Raw genomic sequence first — 17,653 nt, forward strand, 5'->3', positions numbered from 1 at the left:
CTTATTAGCTTTAATTGATTATTGCTAAATGTTCACGAAACCATCTGCATTCGTTAGCAGAATTGGATTAAAAGGGTTCTTTATGTCTCGCTCTATTTCTCTTTCTTTTCCTGATGGCTCAAAGCGCGATTACCAAACAGAAACAACTGGTTTAGAATTAGCTGAATCTATTTCTAAGTCTCTTGCAAAAAAAGCAGTTGCTTATAGTCTTAATGGAGTTATTAGAGATCTTTCAGACCCATTAGAACAATCTGGACAAGTAGAAATCATCACCCGCGATGATCCACGCGCACTTGAATTGATACGCCACGATTGCGCGCATGTTTTAGCTGAAGCAGTACAAGAGCTTTTTCCGGAAACACAAGTGACAATCGGCCCTGTTATTGAAAATGGTTTTTATTATGATTTTGCACGTAAGCAACCTTTTACATTAGATGATCTGACTACTATTGAAAAAAAAATGCGTGAAATTATTCAACGCAATAAACCTTTTAGAAAAGAAATTTGGTCTCGTGAAAAAGCTAAAAAGATCTTTTCTGAAAAAAATGAACTCTATAAAGTCGAGCTTATTGATGCTATCCCTGATGATCAAGATTTGAAAGTCTATTATCAGGGCGACTGGTTTGATCTTTGCCGTGGCCCCCATATGCAATCTACTGGCCAAATTGGTAATGCATTTAAATTGATGAAAGTTGCAGGCGCTTATTGGCGTGGTGATGCCAATAATCCTATGTTAACGAGAATTTATGGTACAGCATTTACTAATGAAAATGACTTAAAAGCCTATCTTCATATGCTAGAAGAAGCCGAAAAACGGGATCATCGCCGTTTAGGACGAGAAATGGATTTATTCCACTTTCAGGAAGAAAGCCCAGGAATGATTTTTTGGCACCCAAAAGGTTGGAAAATGTTCCAAAATTTGATCAGTTACATGCGTCGTCGTCTCGACAATCATAAATATGCTGAAGTTCAGGCACCACAAGTTCTTGATAAGTCACTCTGGGAAATATCAGGTCACTGGGGATGGTATAAAGAAAATATGTTTAAAACAATTCCAGCTGCCGATGACTGGAATGATGAATATACTTACGCTCTAAAACCAATGAATTGTCCCGGCCATGTACAGATCTTTAAACACGGTTTAAAATCCTATCGTGATTTACCCGTTAGACTAGCTGAGTTTGGCCTTGTTCATCGTTACGAGCCTTCAGGTTCTTTACATGGACTTATGCGAGTACGTAGCTTTACACAAGATGATGCACATATTTTTTGTACTGAAGAACAATTAGCTGATGAATGCCTTAGTATCAATGATTTGATTTTATCAACCTACGCAGATTTTGGTTTTAAAGAAATCAGTCTTAAGCTCTCAACGCGACCAGAAAAACGTGTTGGCTCAGATGAATTATGGGACCATGCTGAAAATATCATGACATCTGTTCTTAAAACTATTGAAGAAAAATCTTCAGGATGTGTTAAAATAAGCATTCTTCCTGGTGAAGGTGCATTTTATGGACCCAAATTTGAATATACACTAACAGATGCTATTGGCCGCGAGTGGCAATGTGGAACGACACAAGTAGATTTTAATCTACCTGAACGCTTTGGAGCATTTTACATTGATAAGGATTCAGAAAAACGCCAACCTGTTATGATCCACCGAGCTATTTTTGGTTCAATGGAGCGTTTTCTAGGTATATTAATTGAGAACTTTGCTGGTCACATACCATTCTGGCTTGCACCTCAACAGATTGTTGTGGCGACGATTACGTCCGATGCGAATGAATATGCAAAAAAAATAACAGAAAAACTCAAAGCTCTTGGTCTTTCAGCAAAACTAGATTCCCGCAACGAGAAAATTAACTACAAAATACGCGAACACTCTTTACAAAAAGTTCCTGTAATTTTGGTATGTGGCAAACAGGAAGCTCAAACAAATAGTGTTAATATGCGCCGTTTAGGAAGTATAGAGCAAACCTTTTTACCTATAGAAAAAGTATTTGCGCAATTGCTAGATGAAGCAACACCACCAGATTTACGTTGTTAATCAACGCTTAATATCATAAAATAAAAATACTATATAATAGGTTGTTATTATCGAGCTTTGTCAAGAATACGTTTGCACTCAATTAACTCAAAGAGCACTTCCTGTAATAAGGCTTTATCAGTTTTATCTCGATAATTATTTATAGTCCCCAAAGTAGATTCTCCCTCATTCTTCATAAAACCCAAAAGCCCAAATGCTATTTTTTTTGGCTTAGCTGGCACAGATTCAGATTCTTGTTCTGCACATTTTTTTTCTATTAAAATATTCATAGCATTAAGATCACCTTTGCCAAGGTCAACAACAAAAGAAGCCCCCTTCTCTTTTAAAATACGTTGCACACCTTTTATAGTATAACCTTGTCCGTAAAGTAATTGTTTTATACCATTGAGCAAATCGATATCATTAGGGCGATAATAACGACGCCCCCCCCCACGCTTCAATGGTTTAATCTGAGGAAACCTTGTTTCCCAGAATCTTAATACATGCTGTGGAATCCCCAATAAATCAGCTACTTCACTAATTGTGCGAAAAGCATCGGGGCTTTTATCCATTTTATAATACCTCACCTAAAATTATATCAATATTTTACAGTTACTGATCAACTTCATACTGAGACTAATCACAATATAAAATCTCTCCAATAAGAAACTCTTCGCTTAAAATATAAGAGAAAAGAGTCTAAATAAATGTAAAACTCTTTAACAAAGAACAAACATCTTAATATTGTCTATTAATATAAAATTATTTTTTCTTTGCGCGATGCGTATCCAAAATTCTTTTCTTGAGCACATTTGCAGCCTTGAATGTTACCACACGCCGTGGTGGAATCGATGCTTCAACGCCTGTTTTTGGATTGCGTCCAACTCGTTCACTTTTATCACGAACTTGAAAAGTTGCAAAAGAAGATAATTTAACCATTTCACCTCTGACGAGTGAATTGCATATTTCATCCAAGACTAACTCAACTAAATCGGCTGATTCAGTATGTGACAAGCCCACTTTTCTGCAAACCGCGCCAGCCAAATCTGCACGTGTTACTGTCTTACTTGTCATTATTCACCTATTAAATATTAAAAATTACAAAGAAATTTATACGTTTCATTTAAATATCGTCAAGCTGCTATAGCTTACCAGCGGATAAGAATTGCTCCCCATGTAAAACCTCCACCCATAGCCTCTAGCATAATAAGATCTCCTTTTTTAATCCTTCCATCTTGAACAGCAGTCGCTAAAGCTAACGGTACCGATCCTGCAGATGTATTACCATGCTGATCAATAGTAATAACAATCTGATCTTTGGTGATTCCTAGCTTTTTAGCTGATGCTTCAATAATACGTCTATTAGCTTGATGAGGTACAAACCAATCTAATTGAGAAGGTTTCATCCCAACTGCTGCAAAACAATCATCAACTACATCAGTTATCATACTAACTGCATGTTTAAAAACTTCCCGTCCATCCATGCGTAAATAACCTGTTGTTTGTGTTGTTGAAGGGCCACCATCAACATACAACTTATCTACATATTCACCATCAGAACGCAATTTAGCCGATAATATACCAGAATCAGCGGAAGTGCCTTCAAATTCTTGCGCTTCTAAAATAGCTGCACCTGAACCATCGCCAAATAAAACACATGTTGTACGATCTTGCCAATCTAAAATTCGAGAAAATGTGTCAGATCCAATCACCAAAATCCTTTTTGCTACTCCACAGCGCAAATAAGCATCTCCCGTTACCAATGCAAAAATAAAACCAGAACAAACAGCTTGAATATCAAAAGCAAAGCCATGTTTCATTCCCAAAGCATGCTGAATTTCAACAGCAGAAGCAGGAAAAGTACGGTTAGGTGTTGAAGTTGCTAAAATAATACAATCAATATCCTTCACCGTCATACCAGCATTTTTCAAAGCGTCTTGTGCAGCTTGTACTCCTAAAGAAACAGTAGTTTCATTACTATCAGCAATATAACGTTGACGAATTCCTGTGCGTTGAACAATCCACGAATCAGATGTTTCAACCAACTTTGTAATCTCATCATTCGATACGTTTTTTTTTGGTAAGGCACTTCCCACACTACACAGAACTGATCGAATCATGTTGCCTTAACCTTCTCCTCTATACTGCAAATATCTATCATACTACCTCCATATTTGTCACAGCTTCACCTTCATTACCTAAAAATAATTCTTTGCTTTCATGAAAGAGGCGTAAATCCGTAGCTATTTCTTTTAAGAGCCCATTACTTACCATTTCATAACCAACACGAATAGCAGAAGCGAAACCGTTAGCATTAGCACTACCATGGCTTTTGATAACAACACCATTTAAACCTAAAAGGACACCACCATTAAACCTATTTGGATCCATTTTATGTTTTAATTTACGAAAAGCACTTCGTGATAAAAAATACCCAATATATGAAAAAATAGAACTACGCATAGCAATATTTAAGGTTTCAGCCATCTGCCGAGCAGTTCCTTCTGCAACTTTTAAAGCAATATTACCGGAAAATCCCTCAGTGACAACAACATCAACGATTCCTTTTCCAATATCATTTCCTTCAACAAATCCCTTATATTCTAAACTATCTAATTGTACTTTACGTAACATCATCCCCGCTTTTTTTATTGCATCCAAGCCTTTGACTTCTTCAACCCCCACATTTAATAAACCAACGCTTGGCTTTTCAATATGATATAAAGCACGGAACATTCCAGCACCCATAACTGCTAAATCAACCAATTGACTAGCAGATGCTCCAATTGTTGCGCCAATGTCCAAAACAATACTTTCACTACGAAGAGTTGGCCAAATACCAGCAATACCAGGACGTTCAGCTTTTGCCATCATTTTTAAACAAAAATAAGACATTGCCATGAGAGCACCAGTATTACCAGCAGAAACGCAAGAATCAGCTTTGCCATTTTTTACGGACTCAATCGCATGCCACATTGATGATTTCCCACGCCCATTACGAAGTGCTTGGCTAGGTTTTTCATCCATACGCGTATAACCTTCCGTAGGATAAAAACAGGACACAGCAACCAAATGAGGGTATTTTTTTAAAATCGGTTCAACAACTTTATCTATCCCATAAAACAAAAAATGAATATTTGGCAAATATTTCTGAGCAATTGCAGCTCCTGCAAGAGTAATTTCTGGACCATAATCACCACCCATTACATCCACAGCAATTTTAATCACGCTTGTTTACCCTATATCTTTAAATTTAAATTGCGACGGTTTGCTATTAACAATTATAAAAATCATCGCTACAATTTCTTTCCAGAAGATACTGTTTTTATACAAGTATACAACAGATAATTTATATGTTTACAATCACTTCCACTCTTTTAAAACAAAAAATGGTGACGAATTTTGTTTAATTTTTTCTAAATTTTTGATCGTATCTAGATTAACGCCTTTTTTACGTGGATATTGATTAATTGATAATTCTAAAAATTCTTCCATAACTGCACCAATATCAATTTTATCTCCACAAAACACTTCTGGTATATCTGATCCTTCCACATCTAAAAATAATTCACCCGTACCCTCTGATATTTTAGGCTTAACTAAATTTGAGTCTTCAGGAACAAAAACAATGTTAATATTTTCACGAATAATATCTTCTAGCGGCTCTAATGTAATAACGCACGATTGTATTATATGTGCTTGTAATAAACCTTTTACACGTACTCCACGTTTTTTCCATGGTAAAATACAAAATTCTCCCTCAAAAAATTTTACATCAACTAAACCGTGATTCTTAGCTAAAGATGCACATTCCTGCTGATCTGCACAAATATGAACTTTTATTCCTTTTGTAAGTTTTGTAGGTAATGAGCGCACTGATACTGGATAAGTTAAAGCAAATTCCATTTGAGAAATATTTGAAATAGTCATTAGCGACTCCAAAATATAAAAAAGAATATATTATACTGCACCTTCTGTTTGACCAGATTATATTTTATGAATTTTTTTCTTTTCTAAAGAAACTCTATATGGCATTATAATCAAGAAAAGTCATCGTAAGATATGGTGAATAATCATTAAATCAAAAATTTAAGAAAGACTTGAGATCACCTTTTCATCATATATTACTAAGTGTAAAATGGAGATATCATTGTTTCAAATACCCCACATAGTAAACACTAAACGCAAATTACTGATGAGCCTCTCAATAGTAAGTATAATGGGAATAGCAGGTTGCAATCCACTTAGTTATTTAAACTCAAGTCAAATATATAATTCCCTTAATTCAAGCCAAATATATAAAGAAGGTTATATTCTTGATCAAAATGCTCTTGATTCTATCTCTATTGGCTCAAGTCAAGAGCAAGTTCTTTTAGCTTTAGGATCTCCTTCTCTGAAAACGCAATATAATAATGAAGTTTTCTATTATATTTCACAAACTCGATACCGAAAAATGCAATTTATGAAAACCAAAATTACTGATCGCAAAGTTTTGGCAATCTACTTTAACAAAGATCGTCAAGTTACAAAAATAGCTAACTACGGTTTACAAGATGGGAAAATTTTTGATTTTATCACACAAACAACACCAACTGGTGGTAATGATCAACCATTTTTAATTCAACTTATCAAGGGTGCTCCAGACCCTACTGATGATCCAGTTATTAACCGCTAGTTTTTAATGTTCAATTAAAATCCCGATAATATCGGGATTTTTTGACAAGTTTATTGGCACATTTCCTTTGCTATACTGTCAAGGACTGCGTTTACAAGCCTTGGTTCATCATTGTCAAAGAAAGCCTTAGCTATATCAATATATTCATTCAGAATGACAGCAATAGGCATACCTTTGCGGTTGATTAATTCCCATAAACCCGCACGCAAAATTGCTCGTAATGTAGAATCAAGACGTGAAAGCGCCCATTCTTCAGAAAGTTGTTGATGAAGCATAGGATCAAGTTGCTTTTGATCTCTTACAACTCCAACAATAATAGAGCGAAACCATTGAAAATCAGCATCAAGATATTGGTTACCGTCAATATCTTTTCCTAAACGATAAGCCTTATATTCAGCTATTACTTCCATAGCACCAATGCCAACCATATCCATTTGATAAAGCGCTTGTACAGCAGCGAGTCTTGCTGCCCCTCGTTTATTAGCTAAGCGTAGAGAGTCCTTGCCTTTTACATCATCCATATTTAATGATTATCTCCAAATTTTTTCTTTAGAGCAATCATACATAAAGCGGCTTTAGCAGCAAAACCACCTTTATTTTTTTCATCATTTCTTACACGTTCCCATGCTTGTAATTCATTTTCAACAGTCAAAATTCCATTGCCAATAGCTAATTGTTGATAAACGGTTAAATCCATCAATGCGCGACAAGAATTATCAGCTACGATTTCAAAATGATATGTTTCTCCCCGAATAACACAACCAAGCGCTATATAACCATCGTAGTATATTTCATTATTTTTTTCAGCTAGAGTTATTGCACAAGGAATTTCTAATGCGCCAGGAACTGTTATGATATCATAACTCACTTCAGCTTTTTGCAAAACACTCACCGCACCCGCAAGAAGAGAATCGGAAATTTCATCATAAAAACGCGCTTCAACAATTAAAACACGCAACTTTTTATGCCTATTTCTTGTCATGTGGCTCCTATCAGAAAAACAAAGGAACTTGAAATTATTGTAATCTCAAGTTTTAAAAAAAACAAAACAATTTTACGACTTATTCATTTTAAAATCTGAAAGTCTAGCTACATAACGAGCCAATTGATCAACTTCCAAGTTCACCTGATCTCCAACATCAGCTTGCCCCCAAGTTGTCATTTCAAGTGTATGACGAATAATAAGAACATCAAAAATATTATTTTCAACATAATTAACAGTCAATGATGTTCCGTTAAGTGCAATAGAACCTTTTTCTGCAATAAATGAAGCTAATTGCATTGGAACCTGCAAACGAAAACGAGTTGCACCACCTTCATTTTTTTTCTCAATAATCTCAGCCAGGCCATCGATATGGCCAAAAACTAAATGTCCTCCCATTTCGTCACCAAGTCGTAGTGAGCGCTCTAAATTAATAAGAGTTCCTTTTGTCCATTGTGCAAGATTAGTTAAACGCAATGCCTCTTCCCATGCTTCAACAATAAACCAATGAGAATCTGTAGATTTTAATGCGCGTTCAACAATTGTTAAACAAATACCTGAACATGCAATTGATGCACCTATTTCTAAACTCTCCACATCATAATGAGTAGAAATATTTAAACGCATTCCCTGTTTTAAAGGTTGAATATCTTCAATGCAACCAACATCCGTTACGATCCCTGTGAACATAATATCTTACGTCTCCATTTATACAAACGATCATTCCCCAACATTCTAATTTCAACTTTATTAAATTCTGAAAGATAAGATTGAAAATGAGGAGCCTTAATTCGATCTTTCCCTAAAATAATCGGCGCATAAAAACATATTAAACAATCTACACAACCGGCATCTAAAAATATTTTTCCTGTCTTTGCTCCTCCCTCAAGTAAAACACTATTGATTTTACGCTGATAAAGTAACTGTAAAATAGCAAAAGGTGATAACAAATTATTGTTAGTATCCACTGAACATATGGTTATACCACATTGTTCTAAAGCTATTTTTTTTCTTTTTTTCAAAGAACCTGTACTACAAATAACCCATGTAGGGATATTCGCTGCTGTTTGAACGACTTTCGCATCAAGAGGAATGCGTAAATCTTTATCCAAAATAACACGTATAGGTGAACGCATTTCAAGTCCTGGCAAACGACAATCTAATTGTGGATCATCTGCTAATATAGTGCCAATACCAACCATAATAACATTATTTTGGGCACGCAAAATATGAGTTTGTGTACGAGAAATTTCTCCACTAACCCTTACACTCCCTTGCCCTTTTTTGCCTATGCCATTATCTGCAGAAATAGCCATTTTCAAAGTAACTTCACAGCGCTGCAACTTCTTTACACATAAATAAGCACTTAATGTTTCAAAAGCCTCTTCAGCTAAAACCCCTTCAACAACTTCAATACCTGCTGCACGTAAGAGAGCAATACCACAACCATAAACTCGCTGATCCGGATCAGAAAGAGCAATGACAACTCGAGTAATACCTGAATTAATAAGTGCATTAACACATGGTGAAGTTTCTCCATAGTGTGAACATGGCTCTAAAGTAACGTAAGCAGTCGCGCCACAAGCCAAAGGGCCTGCCATAAGTAAAGCTTGCACTTCAGCATGAGGTCTCCCCTGAATAGCAGTTACGCCATAACCAACAATAGACGCACCTGCCCCTTTATTTTGTACAATTAACGCACCGACAGAAGGATTTTCACCCGTAAGACCAATATGACGTTCTGCCAAACGAATAGCAACAGCCATAAATCGCTTATCTTGTTCTGCTTTATTCATCAAAACCAGATTCTATATCTGTTGCGTCTTTTGATAATTCATCTATCACATTATGAAAATCACTTGCGTTACGGAAATCACGATATACAGAAGCGAAACGAATATAAGCGATATCATCAATACCTTTTAAAGATTCCAGTACAAGATGACCAATTTTTTCTGAAGAAATCTCAGGTTCTCCTAAACTCTCAAGCTGTCGCACGATACCGGAAATTGCCTGTTCAATATGCTCAGAATCAATATCACGTTTACGTATTGCTAGATTAACCGACCGCATTAATTTATCACGATCGAACAACTCACACCGACCACTTTTTTTGAGAACAAAAAGCTCACGTAGCTGGACACGTTCAAAAGTTGTAAAACGACCACCACAAACGGAACATACACGCCGACGACGGATGACTGTTGCCTCTTCCGTAGGACGTGAATCCTTAACCTGTGTATTTTCACATTGGCAATAAGGGCACCGCATCTTTTTTATACCTCAACAAGAACTCAAATAAGAATAAAGAGGAAATTCACTTGTCATATCATGTACCTTCTTTTTGACAGCTCTTTCAACTGAAGTATTCTCTCCATCATTTCGTGCCAAGCTAAGATTATCAAAAACCTCTGCAATAAAATTTCCAATCTGAGTAAACTCACGTTCTGAAAAACCACGTGTTGTTGCAGCAGGTGTACCCAAACGAATCCCTGAAGTTATTGATGGTTTCTCGGGATCAAAGGGAATACTATTTTTGTTGCAAATAATATTAGCACGGCCCAAAGCTTGTTCTGCACTCTTTCCTGTTATATTTTTAGAACGCAAATCGACTAAAAATAAATGATTATCTGTACCACCAGAAACAATATTAAAACCATTATTTTTTAAGCTTTCTGCTAAAGTTTTAGCATTAATAACTACATTAGCAATATAGTCTTTAAAAGCAGGTTGCAAAGCCTCTCCCAATGCAACAGCCTTAGCTGCAATAACATGCATTAAAGGGCCACCTTGAAGACCTGGAAAAACTGCCATGTTAATTTTTTTGGCTAAGGCTTCATCATTTGTCAATATCATACCACCACGGGGACCACGCAACGATTTATGCGTTGTTGTAGTGACAACATGAGCATATGGTACAGGGGAAGGATGAGCATTTCCAGCAACTAAACCTGCAATATGAGCCATATCAACCATCAAATACGCTCCAATTTCATCTGCAATTTCACGGAACAATTTCCAATTCCATAAGCGTGAATAGGCTGTGCCACCTGCTAAAATAAGCTTTGGTTTATGCTTTTTTGCTAAACGCTCTATTTCCTCCATATCCAGAAGCTGATCTTCTTGACGAACACCATAAGAAACAACATTAAACCATTTGCCTGACATATTAACAGATGAACCATGGGTGAGATGGCCACCAGAATTCAAATCCAGCCCCATAAATGTATCACCAGGCTGGAGCAGAGCTAAAAATACAGCCTGATTCATTTGGCTACCAGAATTAGGCTGCACATTTACAAAAGCTGCACCAAAAAGCTTTTTTGCTCGCTCAATTGCTAATTCTTCAACTAAATCAACAAAATGACAACCACCATAATAACGCTTTCCTGGATAACCTTCTGCATACTTATTGGTTAAAATTGATCCCTGAGCTTCAAGAACTGCCCTTGAAACAATATTTTCTGAGGCGATCAATTCAATCTCATGGCGCTGCCGTCCAAGCTCACCACTGATTGCATCAAAAACCACAGAATCAGTAACTTGTAAACTATCATTAAAAAAACACTTCCGCAGATCATTTGCTTGCTTGGTCATAAACATGTCCTAATATTAGAAATTAAAGTAATAGAAGGTAACACAGCAAATCTTATAGATAAAATCTTTTAAATTTAATTTCAAAAACTGTAAATACAGCAAAAGTTCAGTCTATATCTTTATTTTTGTAATAATAAAATCCTATCTTCAAAAAAATAAATGACAAACAAATTACATTCTAAAACTTATATTACGTAATGTTATTATACTCTTTTCAAACAAGAAAATAATAAGCTTGCAGTTCTAAAATATCCAATTATTTAATTGAATAGAATATTAAAAATGGGATCTAACAGTAAAAATTAAATTTAAGGATAATAGATGGCAACAAAAATTTTTATTGATGGTGAACATGGAACAACCGGACTGCAAATACAAAAGCGATTGGCGAAACGTTCTGATTTAGAATTGCTATCTATCCCTCACAAAGATCGCCATAAGCTTGATTCTCGAAAAGACTACCTTAATCAAGCTGACATTGTTATTTTATGCCTTCCAGATGAAGCCGCACAGGAAACTGTTAACCTCCTTAAAAATAATAAAAAAATTAGAATTATTGATAGCTCAACAGCGCATCGCACTGCTGCAGACTGGGTTTATGGCTTTCCTGAAATGACAACAGGACAAAAAAAACGTATCCAAGAAGCGCACTATGTTGCAAATCCTGGATGTTATCCAACCGGCGCAATTAGTTTGATTCGGCCATTACGTGAAGCAGGTTTAATAGACTCTGATTACCCAATATCAATTAATGCTATATCTGGCTACACAGGCGGTGGCAAACAATTAATTGCTCAAATGGAAGATCAATCTAAAAAAGATTCTCTGAAAGAAAACTATTTTATTTATGGTCTAAATCTTAATCATAAACATATTCCCGAAATCAAAATTCATGGGCAAATTAGCCAAACACCTATTTTTGTGCCAAGTGTTGGCCGTTTTCCTCAAGGAATGATTGTTAATATTCCCCTACATCGCACCTTATTTACAAAATCAGTTAACTGTTCTGATCTTCGTGAAATTTTTCATGTTCATTACAATAAACAAAATACAATATCTATTGCATCACAAGAAGAAACCGAAATACTAACCAAACTAAACCCAGAATCCTTAGCACATAAAGATAGTATGAAACTTTTTGTTTTTGGCAATGACAATGACGGTATTTTCAATCTTTGCTCTATATTTGATAATCTCGGAAAAGGAGCATCCGGATCTGCTGTTCAAAATCTTGATTTAATGCTTTCAGGCTGAAATTTTTTTAAAAAGTTCTTATTTAAGAACAAGATATGACCCCTTTGTAGCCCGCCAATGAACAACTGAAAAACACAATACTGCTAAAGCAATACTTTGATGAATAAGGCCCCAACTAATTGGCACTTCATTTAACAATGTAATAATACCCAAAAATGCCTGAAAAACTATGATAACAAATAACAAAAATGCACGACGAGCATGCGTTGAGTGAGGATTTCTTTTGCTTACATACAAAACGTGAATAATCGCCATAATAAATAAAAAATAAGCAAAAAAACGATGTACAAATTGCACTGTTAAAGGATTTTCAAATAAACTGAGCCAAACGGGACTATAGTTCAGCAATCCATCAGGTATAATTTGTCCATCCATTAATGGCCATGTATTATAAACCTTGCCTGCATGAAGACCTGCAACTAAAGCACCAAAATAAATCTCAACTAAAATGCAAAAAACAAGCCAACCTGCAAAACGTTGTACAGTTTGATCTGCCGGTTGTTCTGAATATTCTGTAAGACCTCGAGATAAATAAGTAACAAAAATAATCACAAAGCATGCCGTTATTAGATGAATCGCTAAACGATATTGACTAACGCTTGTTAAATTACTTGACCCTAAACCAGAAGCTACCATCCACCAGCCAATAACACCTTGAACAGCAATAAGAACTGGTACGGATACAAGCTGAAGAAGAATATTTTTTTCGATACGCTTAGTTGCCCAAAACCAAATTAAACCGCACAAAGCTAAAAGACCAACCAAACGACCAAGAAAACGATGACCCCATTCCCACCAAAAAATCACTTTAAATGCATTTAAAGTCATATCACGATTGAGTACTTTATACTGTGCTATCTGTTGATATTTTAAGAACTCTTCCTGCCATTGTTCTACACTAATCGGTGGAATTACACCATAAATCGGCTTCCATTCAGTTATTGATAACCCAGATCCTGTCAAACGAGTAGCTCCGCCTATTAAAACAATCGCTAAACAAAGCAATAAAATAGCATAAAGCCATATCTGTATTTGTTTTCGATTTTGTTTTTGTAGTGGCGTCAAAACTATGTCATTCAACCTTTTTATTGTCATTTCTGATTATCTCCAGTTTATCTACAACTACAAAAATGCCCTATAAAACACCAAAGCCCTGCTATAAGATATAATTAGCGCTGTTTTTGCACATTACAACTATGAATTGATACAATAAATATTCTTTGAGAATTTATATATCGTCTGCACTATCCAATTATGTTTACAAAGTAGAACACCACAAACATAATAATCTGTCAATTCTGCAATTTCTTCAAATCTATATTGAGGCTCAACAGTCATCTCTAAAATAATAAAATCATAATCTTTTTTAAGTTCTTGTAATATAATTAAGGGTAGCATTTGAATTTTTTTTGCGCGCTCAGCAATTCATTGTCCCCCACGGAAAAATATCAACTCCCGTATCATAATCACGATAAATAACATCATGCAATTGCTGACATTCTTTTAAAACATCACCCCTGAACATGAGCTCATCGCTTTTTCTATTTGTTGCCAAGAAATATCTACCAACAAGATTATTTTATATTCCTTGATAAGAAGAGATAGTTTTTCTGCTATTCTTGCAACTTCTGGTCAGATGATTGAAAAAACTGTTGAAACACATAATTTAAGCAAACTGATAATTTTTTTATTGCACTCAAAATTTAAGAGCTTCTTTTTGCCTTAAATCAGAAGGTACTACCATTGCTTTTAAAACTTTCTTTCTCTAAGTGTTTTTTGTTACAGAATATTTTTGCAGTAATAGCCCTTCTCCACAAGTGATAAGGATTGAGATTGCTCCTTCACAAAAGTATTAATTTTCTCTCTTAACTGTGTTTTAAAGCTTTCTGCAATGATCCCATCCCAATGAATTTGATCAACAATCTGGGAAATTTTACTTTCTAACTGAGCAAAAAGTTCCTCTATTTCTACCAATCATTACCTTGATTTGACGCAGCCATTAAGCCTAATTGTAAAGCCATATGAGCTTTTTATGTATTCAAAAATCAAGTTTAGTCTTTATAGCTATAACAACAGAATTATCCATTATAAATTAAAGATAATAGAGATTGTTCTTGTTGATACATGATTTTAATAGAAACAATAGATGAATGAAATGTCTTTAAGATATGAAAAGTGTATTTTTATCGTATTTGATCTCGCTTCATGATTTTTTCAGAAAAGTTAGAAAATCAGGTTTCTAAGCCCTGTCAGGTATCTTCAACAGTTTTGCTTCAAAAGAAAGATCAATAAAATCACCTTCGCGTAATAATTGGATATTTTTATAAACTCTTTCACGTCTATATCATAGAAAATTATTCTATCAGAACTTGAATAATTTAGAAAAACCGGTTGAGAAAATAGTAATGGGATAATATTATTTTGTTTATCAGTCGATAATCGATAATAGTATTCTATCAGAAGCGCATAATATAAATGTTAATATTGCTTGGTAAGGTTTTGGATAAACAAAATTCACAATACACAATGTATCGTTATTAAAAAAGCAATAAGAGTTTTTTGCTACATTATGCGCACTAACAATTTTTTATCGTATTTAAAGATTCATTTTTATTTTAACCAGAAAAATATATTACTCTCTTTTATTTAAGAGATAATAGGAACACTCCTCTTAACTACAGCCTATATTCGTTCAAGATAAGAAAATATAAAAACTTTTTATTTACGATAACTTTAGTACATATTTTGTTTTATATAATTCAATCGTTTTCTTGCCTCAGCAGTAAGCATTGCTTTAATAGTAATAGAGCCATCATCGTTGCTTTTTTGTTCTATTTGACCAGAGTTCTTATAGAACCAATCAATAATCCTCATTTCATCAGGCTTTAAAATCAACTCAACACTCTGTATATCCCCAAAAATCTTCTTTTCAATAAGTGCTAACAATTGACTTAAACCTTTACCAGTAAGGGCTGATATCATCAGTGCAGAATTTAACATTTTTTTTGAATTTGTCTGCAAAACGCCCAATGCGTGTTGATCCAACGTATCAATTTTATTCCAAATTTCCACGATATGATCCGTGTCATTAATATCAACACCAAGATCTGAAAGTATTTCAAAAACATCTTGAGCGTGAGCGTAATGATCAGGATCGGATACATCTCTTACATGAAGAATTAAATCAGCTTCTATCACTTCTTCAAGGGTTGCTCTAAAAGCTGCAATTAAATGTGTTGGTAAATTAGATATAAAACCTACAGTATCGGATAAAAGAACTGTTTGCCCATGAGGTAGAACAATTTTACGTAAAGTGGGATCAAGAGTTGCAAATAGCATATCCTCTGCCAATACATTAGAATCACTTAAATGGTTAAAAAGTGTTGACTTCCCCGCATTTGTGTATCCTACCAAAGCAATAACAGGATGAGGTATCCTTTTTCTTTTAGCTCTGTGAAGAGCACGTGTTTTAACAACAGTTTCTAATTCGCGACGAATACTAATAATTTTATTTTGCAAAAGACGTCTATCTGCTTCAATTTGAGTTTCACCAGGACCACCCAAAAAGCCAGTACCACCACGTTGCCTCTCCAAATGTGTCCAACTACGAACAAGCCTACTTTTTTGATAAGATAAATGAGCCAATTCTACTTGTAGGACCCCTTCCTTTGTTCGCGCCCGATCACCAAAAATTTCAAGAATCAAAGCTGTTCTATCAATAACCTTACAATTCCATAATTTTTCCAAATTACGCTGCTGTACTGGTGTTAGAAAATGATCAACAATCGAAAGCATAATATGATGCTCATTTATATAATGAGCAAATTCATTCGCCTTACCTATCCTAAACAAAGTTGAAGAACATGGCTTAGCAATATTGATAATTTCATAATGAACAACATTCAATTTAATAGCACGTGCTAATCCTAACGCTTCTCTTATTCGAGAATCTACTGAGCGTTCATTGAAAGTCTTTTTCTGCTTGTATCCATCAGAACAGATCGGTACAAAAATAGCAACACGCATCTGCTGCTCAATCTGTGAAATAAACTTCCCAGATTTCTTATTTTTACATATCATGACAACTTAAAAATTATAAAAAGGATAAAAGATATACAATACTGTAGGCTGTTTACTGATCATCTTCATTTTCGAACAGCTGTACAGATTGCCCGGGCATAATTGTAGAAATAGCATGTTTATAGACTAACTGCACATGCCCATCACGGCGTAGAAGGATACAAAAGCTGTCAAATGATGCAACAATACCTGTCAGCTTAACACCATTTACAAGAAAAATTGTAAGAGAAATTTTTTGCTTACAAACTGTATTTAAAAAAATATCTTGCAGGTGTTGTGATCGTTCTGCCATTATTTTTACACCTTGTGTTGTGAAATGCATAAATATTTATCACAATATTTTTTAATATATATTGACTGAAAGTACTAACTTGTCAATGTATCGGTACTAAAAATTTTATAAGATATTATCTTATATTACATCGAATATAATATTTATGAATTATGAGCATAAATATTAGCAAATTCAGATACAAAGTATGATAACTTTTTAGCACTTACTTGGCGTTAATAATTTTTAATAAAATTTTCAGTAAAAATACGATATTTTTTAACTGAAAGAATAACAACCATGTTTATTTTATAAGGAATAAACGATTAGACTATCTAATTTAGAAATATAGTACTTTGATTATGTCTTCTTATTATAAAAGAAATTAATGTGCTTCTTATAAAAGAAATTAATGTGCTTCAGAAATTTCTCCTCAATACAAATATCGCATTATAATATTATTTTTTGTATATCGACATACTCATTACATTTTGCAACAATCTCTAGAACATTATTTTAAATACAATTTCTATTAAATTGCTCCCAATTAAATGCGCTAAATTTGTAATATTTTCTATCAATTTAAATTATCTATAGATAGTTCCATTACAGTTATAATTTTATATGATATTGTTTTTAATATGTTTTTTATTGTTTTTGAGCATAAAACAAAAGCCGCGTTAACTTTATCTTGATAAGTTTTTAAATTTTTCCTTAAACATATTCCTTTCTAAACAATTAACGGTTAGTATATAGAAATATCTGGAT

The 17,653-nt window shown here is 34.4% G+C and carries 18 protein-coding genes; 3 read left to right on the forward strand and 15 right to left on the reverse strand.

From position 1 onward, the window contains the following. The first annotated feature begins 82 nt into the window (after nt 1-82). Complete coding sequence (gene thrS / locus O99_RS01590; RefSeq protein WP_035005924.1) at nt 83-2,047, forward strand: threonine--tRNA ligase; 1,965 nt, start codon at nt 83-85, stop codon at nt 2,045-2,047. Nucleotides 2,048-2,094: 47 nt separating this feature from the next. Here the strand turns inward: thrS and O99_RS01595 are convergent, their stop codons facing one another. The 5 genes from O99_RS01595 to O99_RS01615 form a co-directional block, all read right to left on the reverse strand. Then, nucleotides 2,095-2,598, reverse strand: a complete 504-nt coding sequence (locus tag O99_RS01595) for a MerR family transcriptional regulator (protein ID WP_035005926.1) — start codon at nt 2,596-2,598, stop codon at nt 2,095-2,097. 190 nt (nt 2,599-2,788) lie between these two features. Continuing rightward, nucleotides 2,789-3,100: an integration host factor subunit alpha gene (locus O99_RS01600; protein ID WP_035005927.1), complete on the reverse strand. Its 312-nt coding sequence runs from the start codon at nt 3,098-3,100 to the stop codon at nt 2,789-2,791. A 74-nt stretch (nt 3,101-3,174) separates the two neighbouring features. Further along, nucleotides 3,175-4,146 (reverse strand): beta-ketoacyl-ACP synthase III, encoded by a 972-nt coding sequence (locus O99_RS01605; protein ID WP_035005929.1) that lies wholly within the window; start codon nt 4,144-4,146, stop codon nt 3,175-3,177. 37 nt (nt 4,147-4,183) lie between these two features. Beyond that, entirely contained in the window at nt 4,184-5,254 is a 1,071-nt protein-coding gene (gene plsX / locus O99_RS01610; protein ID WP_035005931.1) for a phosphate acyltransferase PlsX, read from the reverse strand. Nucleotides 5,255-5,389: 135 nt separating this feature from the next. Next, entirely contained in the window at nt 5,390-5,956 is a 567-nt protein-coding gene (locus O99_RS01615; protein WP_035005933.1) for a YceD family protein, read from the reverse strand. A gap of 229 nt (nt 5,957-6,185) precedes the next feature. Between O99_RS01615 and O99_RS01620 the strand changes: the two genes are divergently transcribed. Next, nucleotides 6,186-6,701 carry an outer membrane protein assembly factor BamE gene (locus O99_RS01620; RefSeq protein WP_035006680.1) on the forward strand — a complete coding sequence of 172 codons (516 nt, stop codon included), beginning with the start codon at nt 6,186-6,188 and terminating at the stop codon, nt 6,699-6,701. 50 nt (nt 6,702-6,751) lie between these two features. Here O99_RS01620 and nusB read toward each other — a convergent pair whose 3' ends face one another. The 6 genes from nusB to glyA all read right to left on the reverse strand — a co-directional run bounded on the left by nusB (nt 6,752) and on the right by glyA (nt 11,280). Further along, nucleotides 6,752-7,222 carry a transcription antitermination factor NusB gene (gene nusB, locus O99_RS01625; protein ID WP_035005935.1) on the reverse strand — a complete coding sequence of 157 codons (471 nt, stop codon included), beginning with the start codon at nt 7,220-7,222 and terminating at the stop codon, nt 6,752-6,754. Between the two features lie 2 nt (nt 7,223-7,224). Then, nucleotides 7,225-7,683, reverse strand: a complete 459-nt coding sequence (locus tag O99_RS01630) for a 6,7-dimethyl-8-ribityllumazine synthase (protein ID WP_035005936.1) — start codon at nt 7,681-7,683, stop codon at nt 7,225-7,227. A gap of 72 nt (nt 7,684-7,755) precedes the next feature. Next, a complete protein-coding gene (locus O99_RS01635; protein WP_035005937.1) occupies nt 7,756-8,373 on the reverse strand; it encodes a riboflavin synthase in 618 nt (205 codons plus the stop codon). Continuing rightward, a complete protein-coding gene (ribD, locus tag O99_RS01640) occupies nt 8,355-9,479 on the reverse strand; it encodes a bifunctional diaminohydroxyphosphoribosylaminopyrimidine deaminase/5-amino-6-(5-phosphoribosylamino)uracil reductase RibD (RefSeq protein ID WP_035005939.1) in 1,125 nt (374 codons plus the stop codon). Before ribD ends, O99_RS01635 begins: the two co-directional genes overlap by 19 nt. After that, nucleotides 9,472-9,954: a transcriptional regulator NrdR gene (gene nrdR / locus O99_RS01645; protein WP_035005941.1), complete on the reverse strand. Its 483-nt coding sequence runs from the start codon at nt 9,952-9,954 to the stop codon at nt 9,472-9,474. Before nrdR ends, ribD begins: the two co-directional genes overlap by 8 nt. A gap of 12 nt (nt 9,955-9,966) precedes the next feature. Next, entirely contained in the window at nt 9,967-11,280 is a 1,314-nt protein-coding gene (gene glyA / locus O99_RS01650) for a serine hydroxymethyltransferase (protein ID WP_035005942.1), read from the reverse strand. A gap of 321 nt (nt 11,281-11,601) precedes the next feature. Here glyA and argC point away from each other — a divergent pair, with 321 nt between their 5' ends. Continuing rightward, the gene (gene argC / locus O99_RS01655) at nt 11,602-12,534 is read left to right on the forward strand and encodes an N-acetyl-gamma-glutamyl-phosphate reductase (protein WP_035005944.1); all 933 of its coding nucleotides are present in this window, start codon (nt 11,602-11,604) and stop codon (nt 12,532-12,534) included. 18 nt (nt 12,535-12,552) lie between these two features. On the opposite strand, the gene O99_RS01660 is transcribed toward argC, so the two are convergent. The 4 genes from O99_RS01660 to hfq all read right to left on the reverse strand — a co-directional run bounded on the left by O99_RS01660 (nt 12,553) and on the right by hfq (nt 16,906). Further along, a complete protein-coding gene (locus tag O99_RS01660) occupies nt 12,553-13,629 on the reverse strand; it encodes a COX15/CtaA family protein (protein WP_035005946.1) in 1,077 nt (358 codons plus the stop codon). Nucleotides 13,630-14,313: 684 nt separating this feature from the next. After that, complete coding sequence (locus O99_RS01670) at nt 14,314-14,508, reverse strand: hypothetical protein (RefSeq protein WP_035005949.1); 195 nt, start codon at nt 14,506-14,508, stop codon at nt 14,314-14,316. Nucleotides 14,509-15,267: 759 nt separating this feature from the next. Then, the gene (gene hflX / locus O99_RS01675) at nt 15,268-16,614 is read right to left on the reverse strand and encodes a GTPase HflX (RefSeq protein ID WP_035005951.1); all 1,347 of its coding nucleotides are present in this window, start codon (nt 16,612-16,614) and stop codon (nt 15,268-15,270) included. Between the two features lie 52 nt (nt 16,615-16,666). Next, nucleotides 16,667-16,906, reverse strand: coding sequence for an RNA chaperone Hfq (gene hfq / locus O99_RS01680; RefSeq protein ID WP_035005952.1), 240 nt, complete (start codon nt 16,904-16,906; stop codon nt 16,667-16,669). Between the last annotated feature and the right edge of the window lie 747 nt (nt 16,907-17,653).

The organism is Bartonella rochalimae ATCC BAA-1498, assembly GCF_000706645.1.
GTDB lineage: Bacteria > Pseudomonadota > Alphaproteobacteria > Rhizobiales > Rhizobiaceae > Bartonella > Bartonella rochalimae.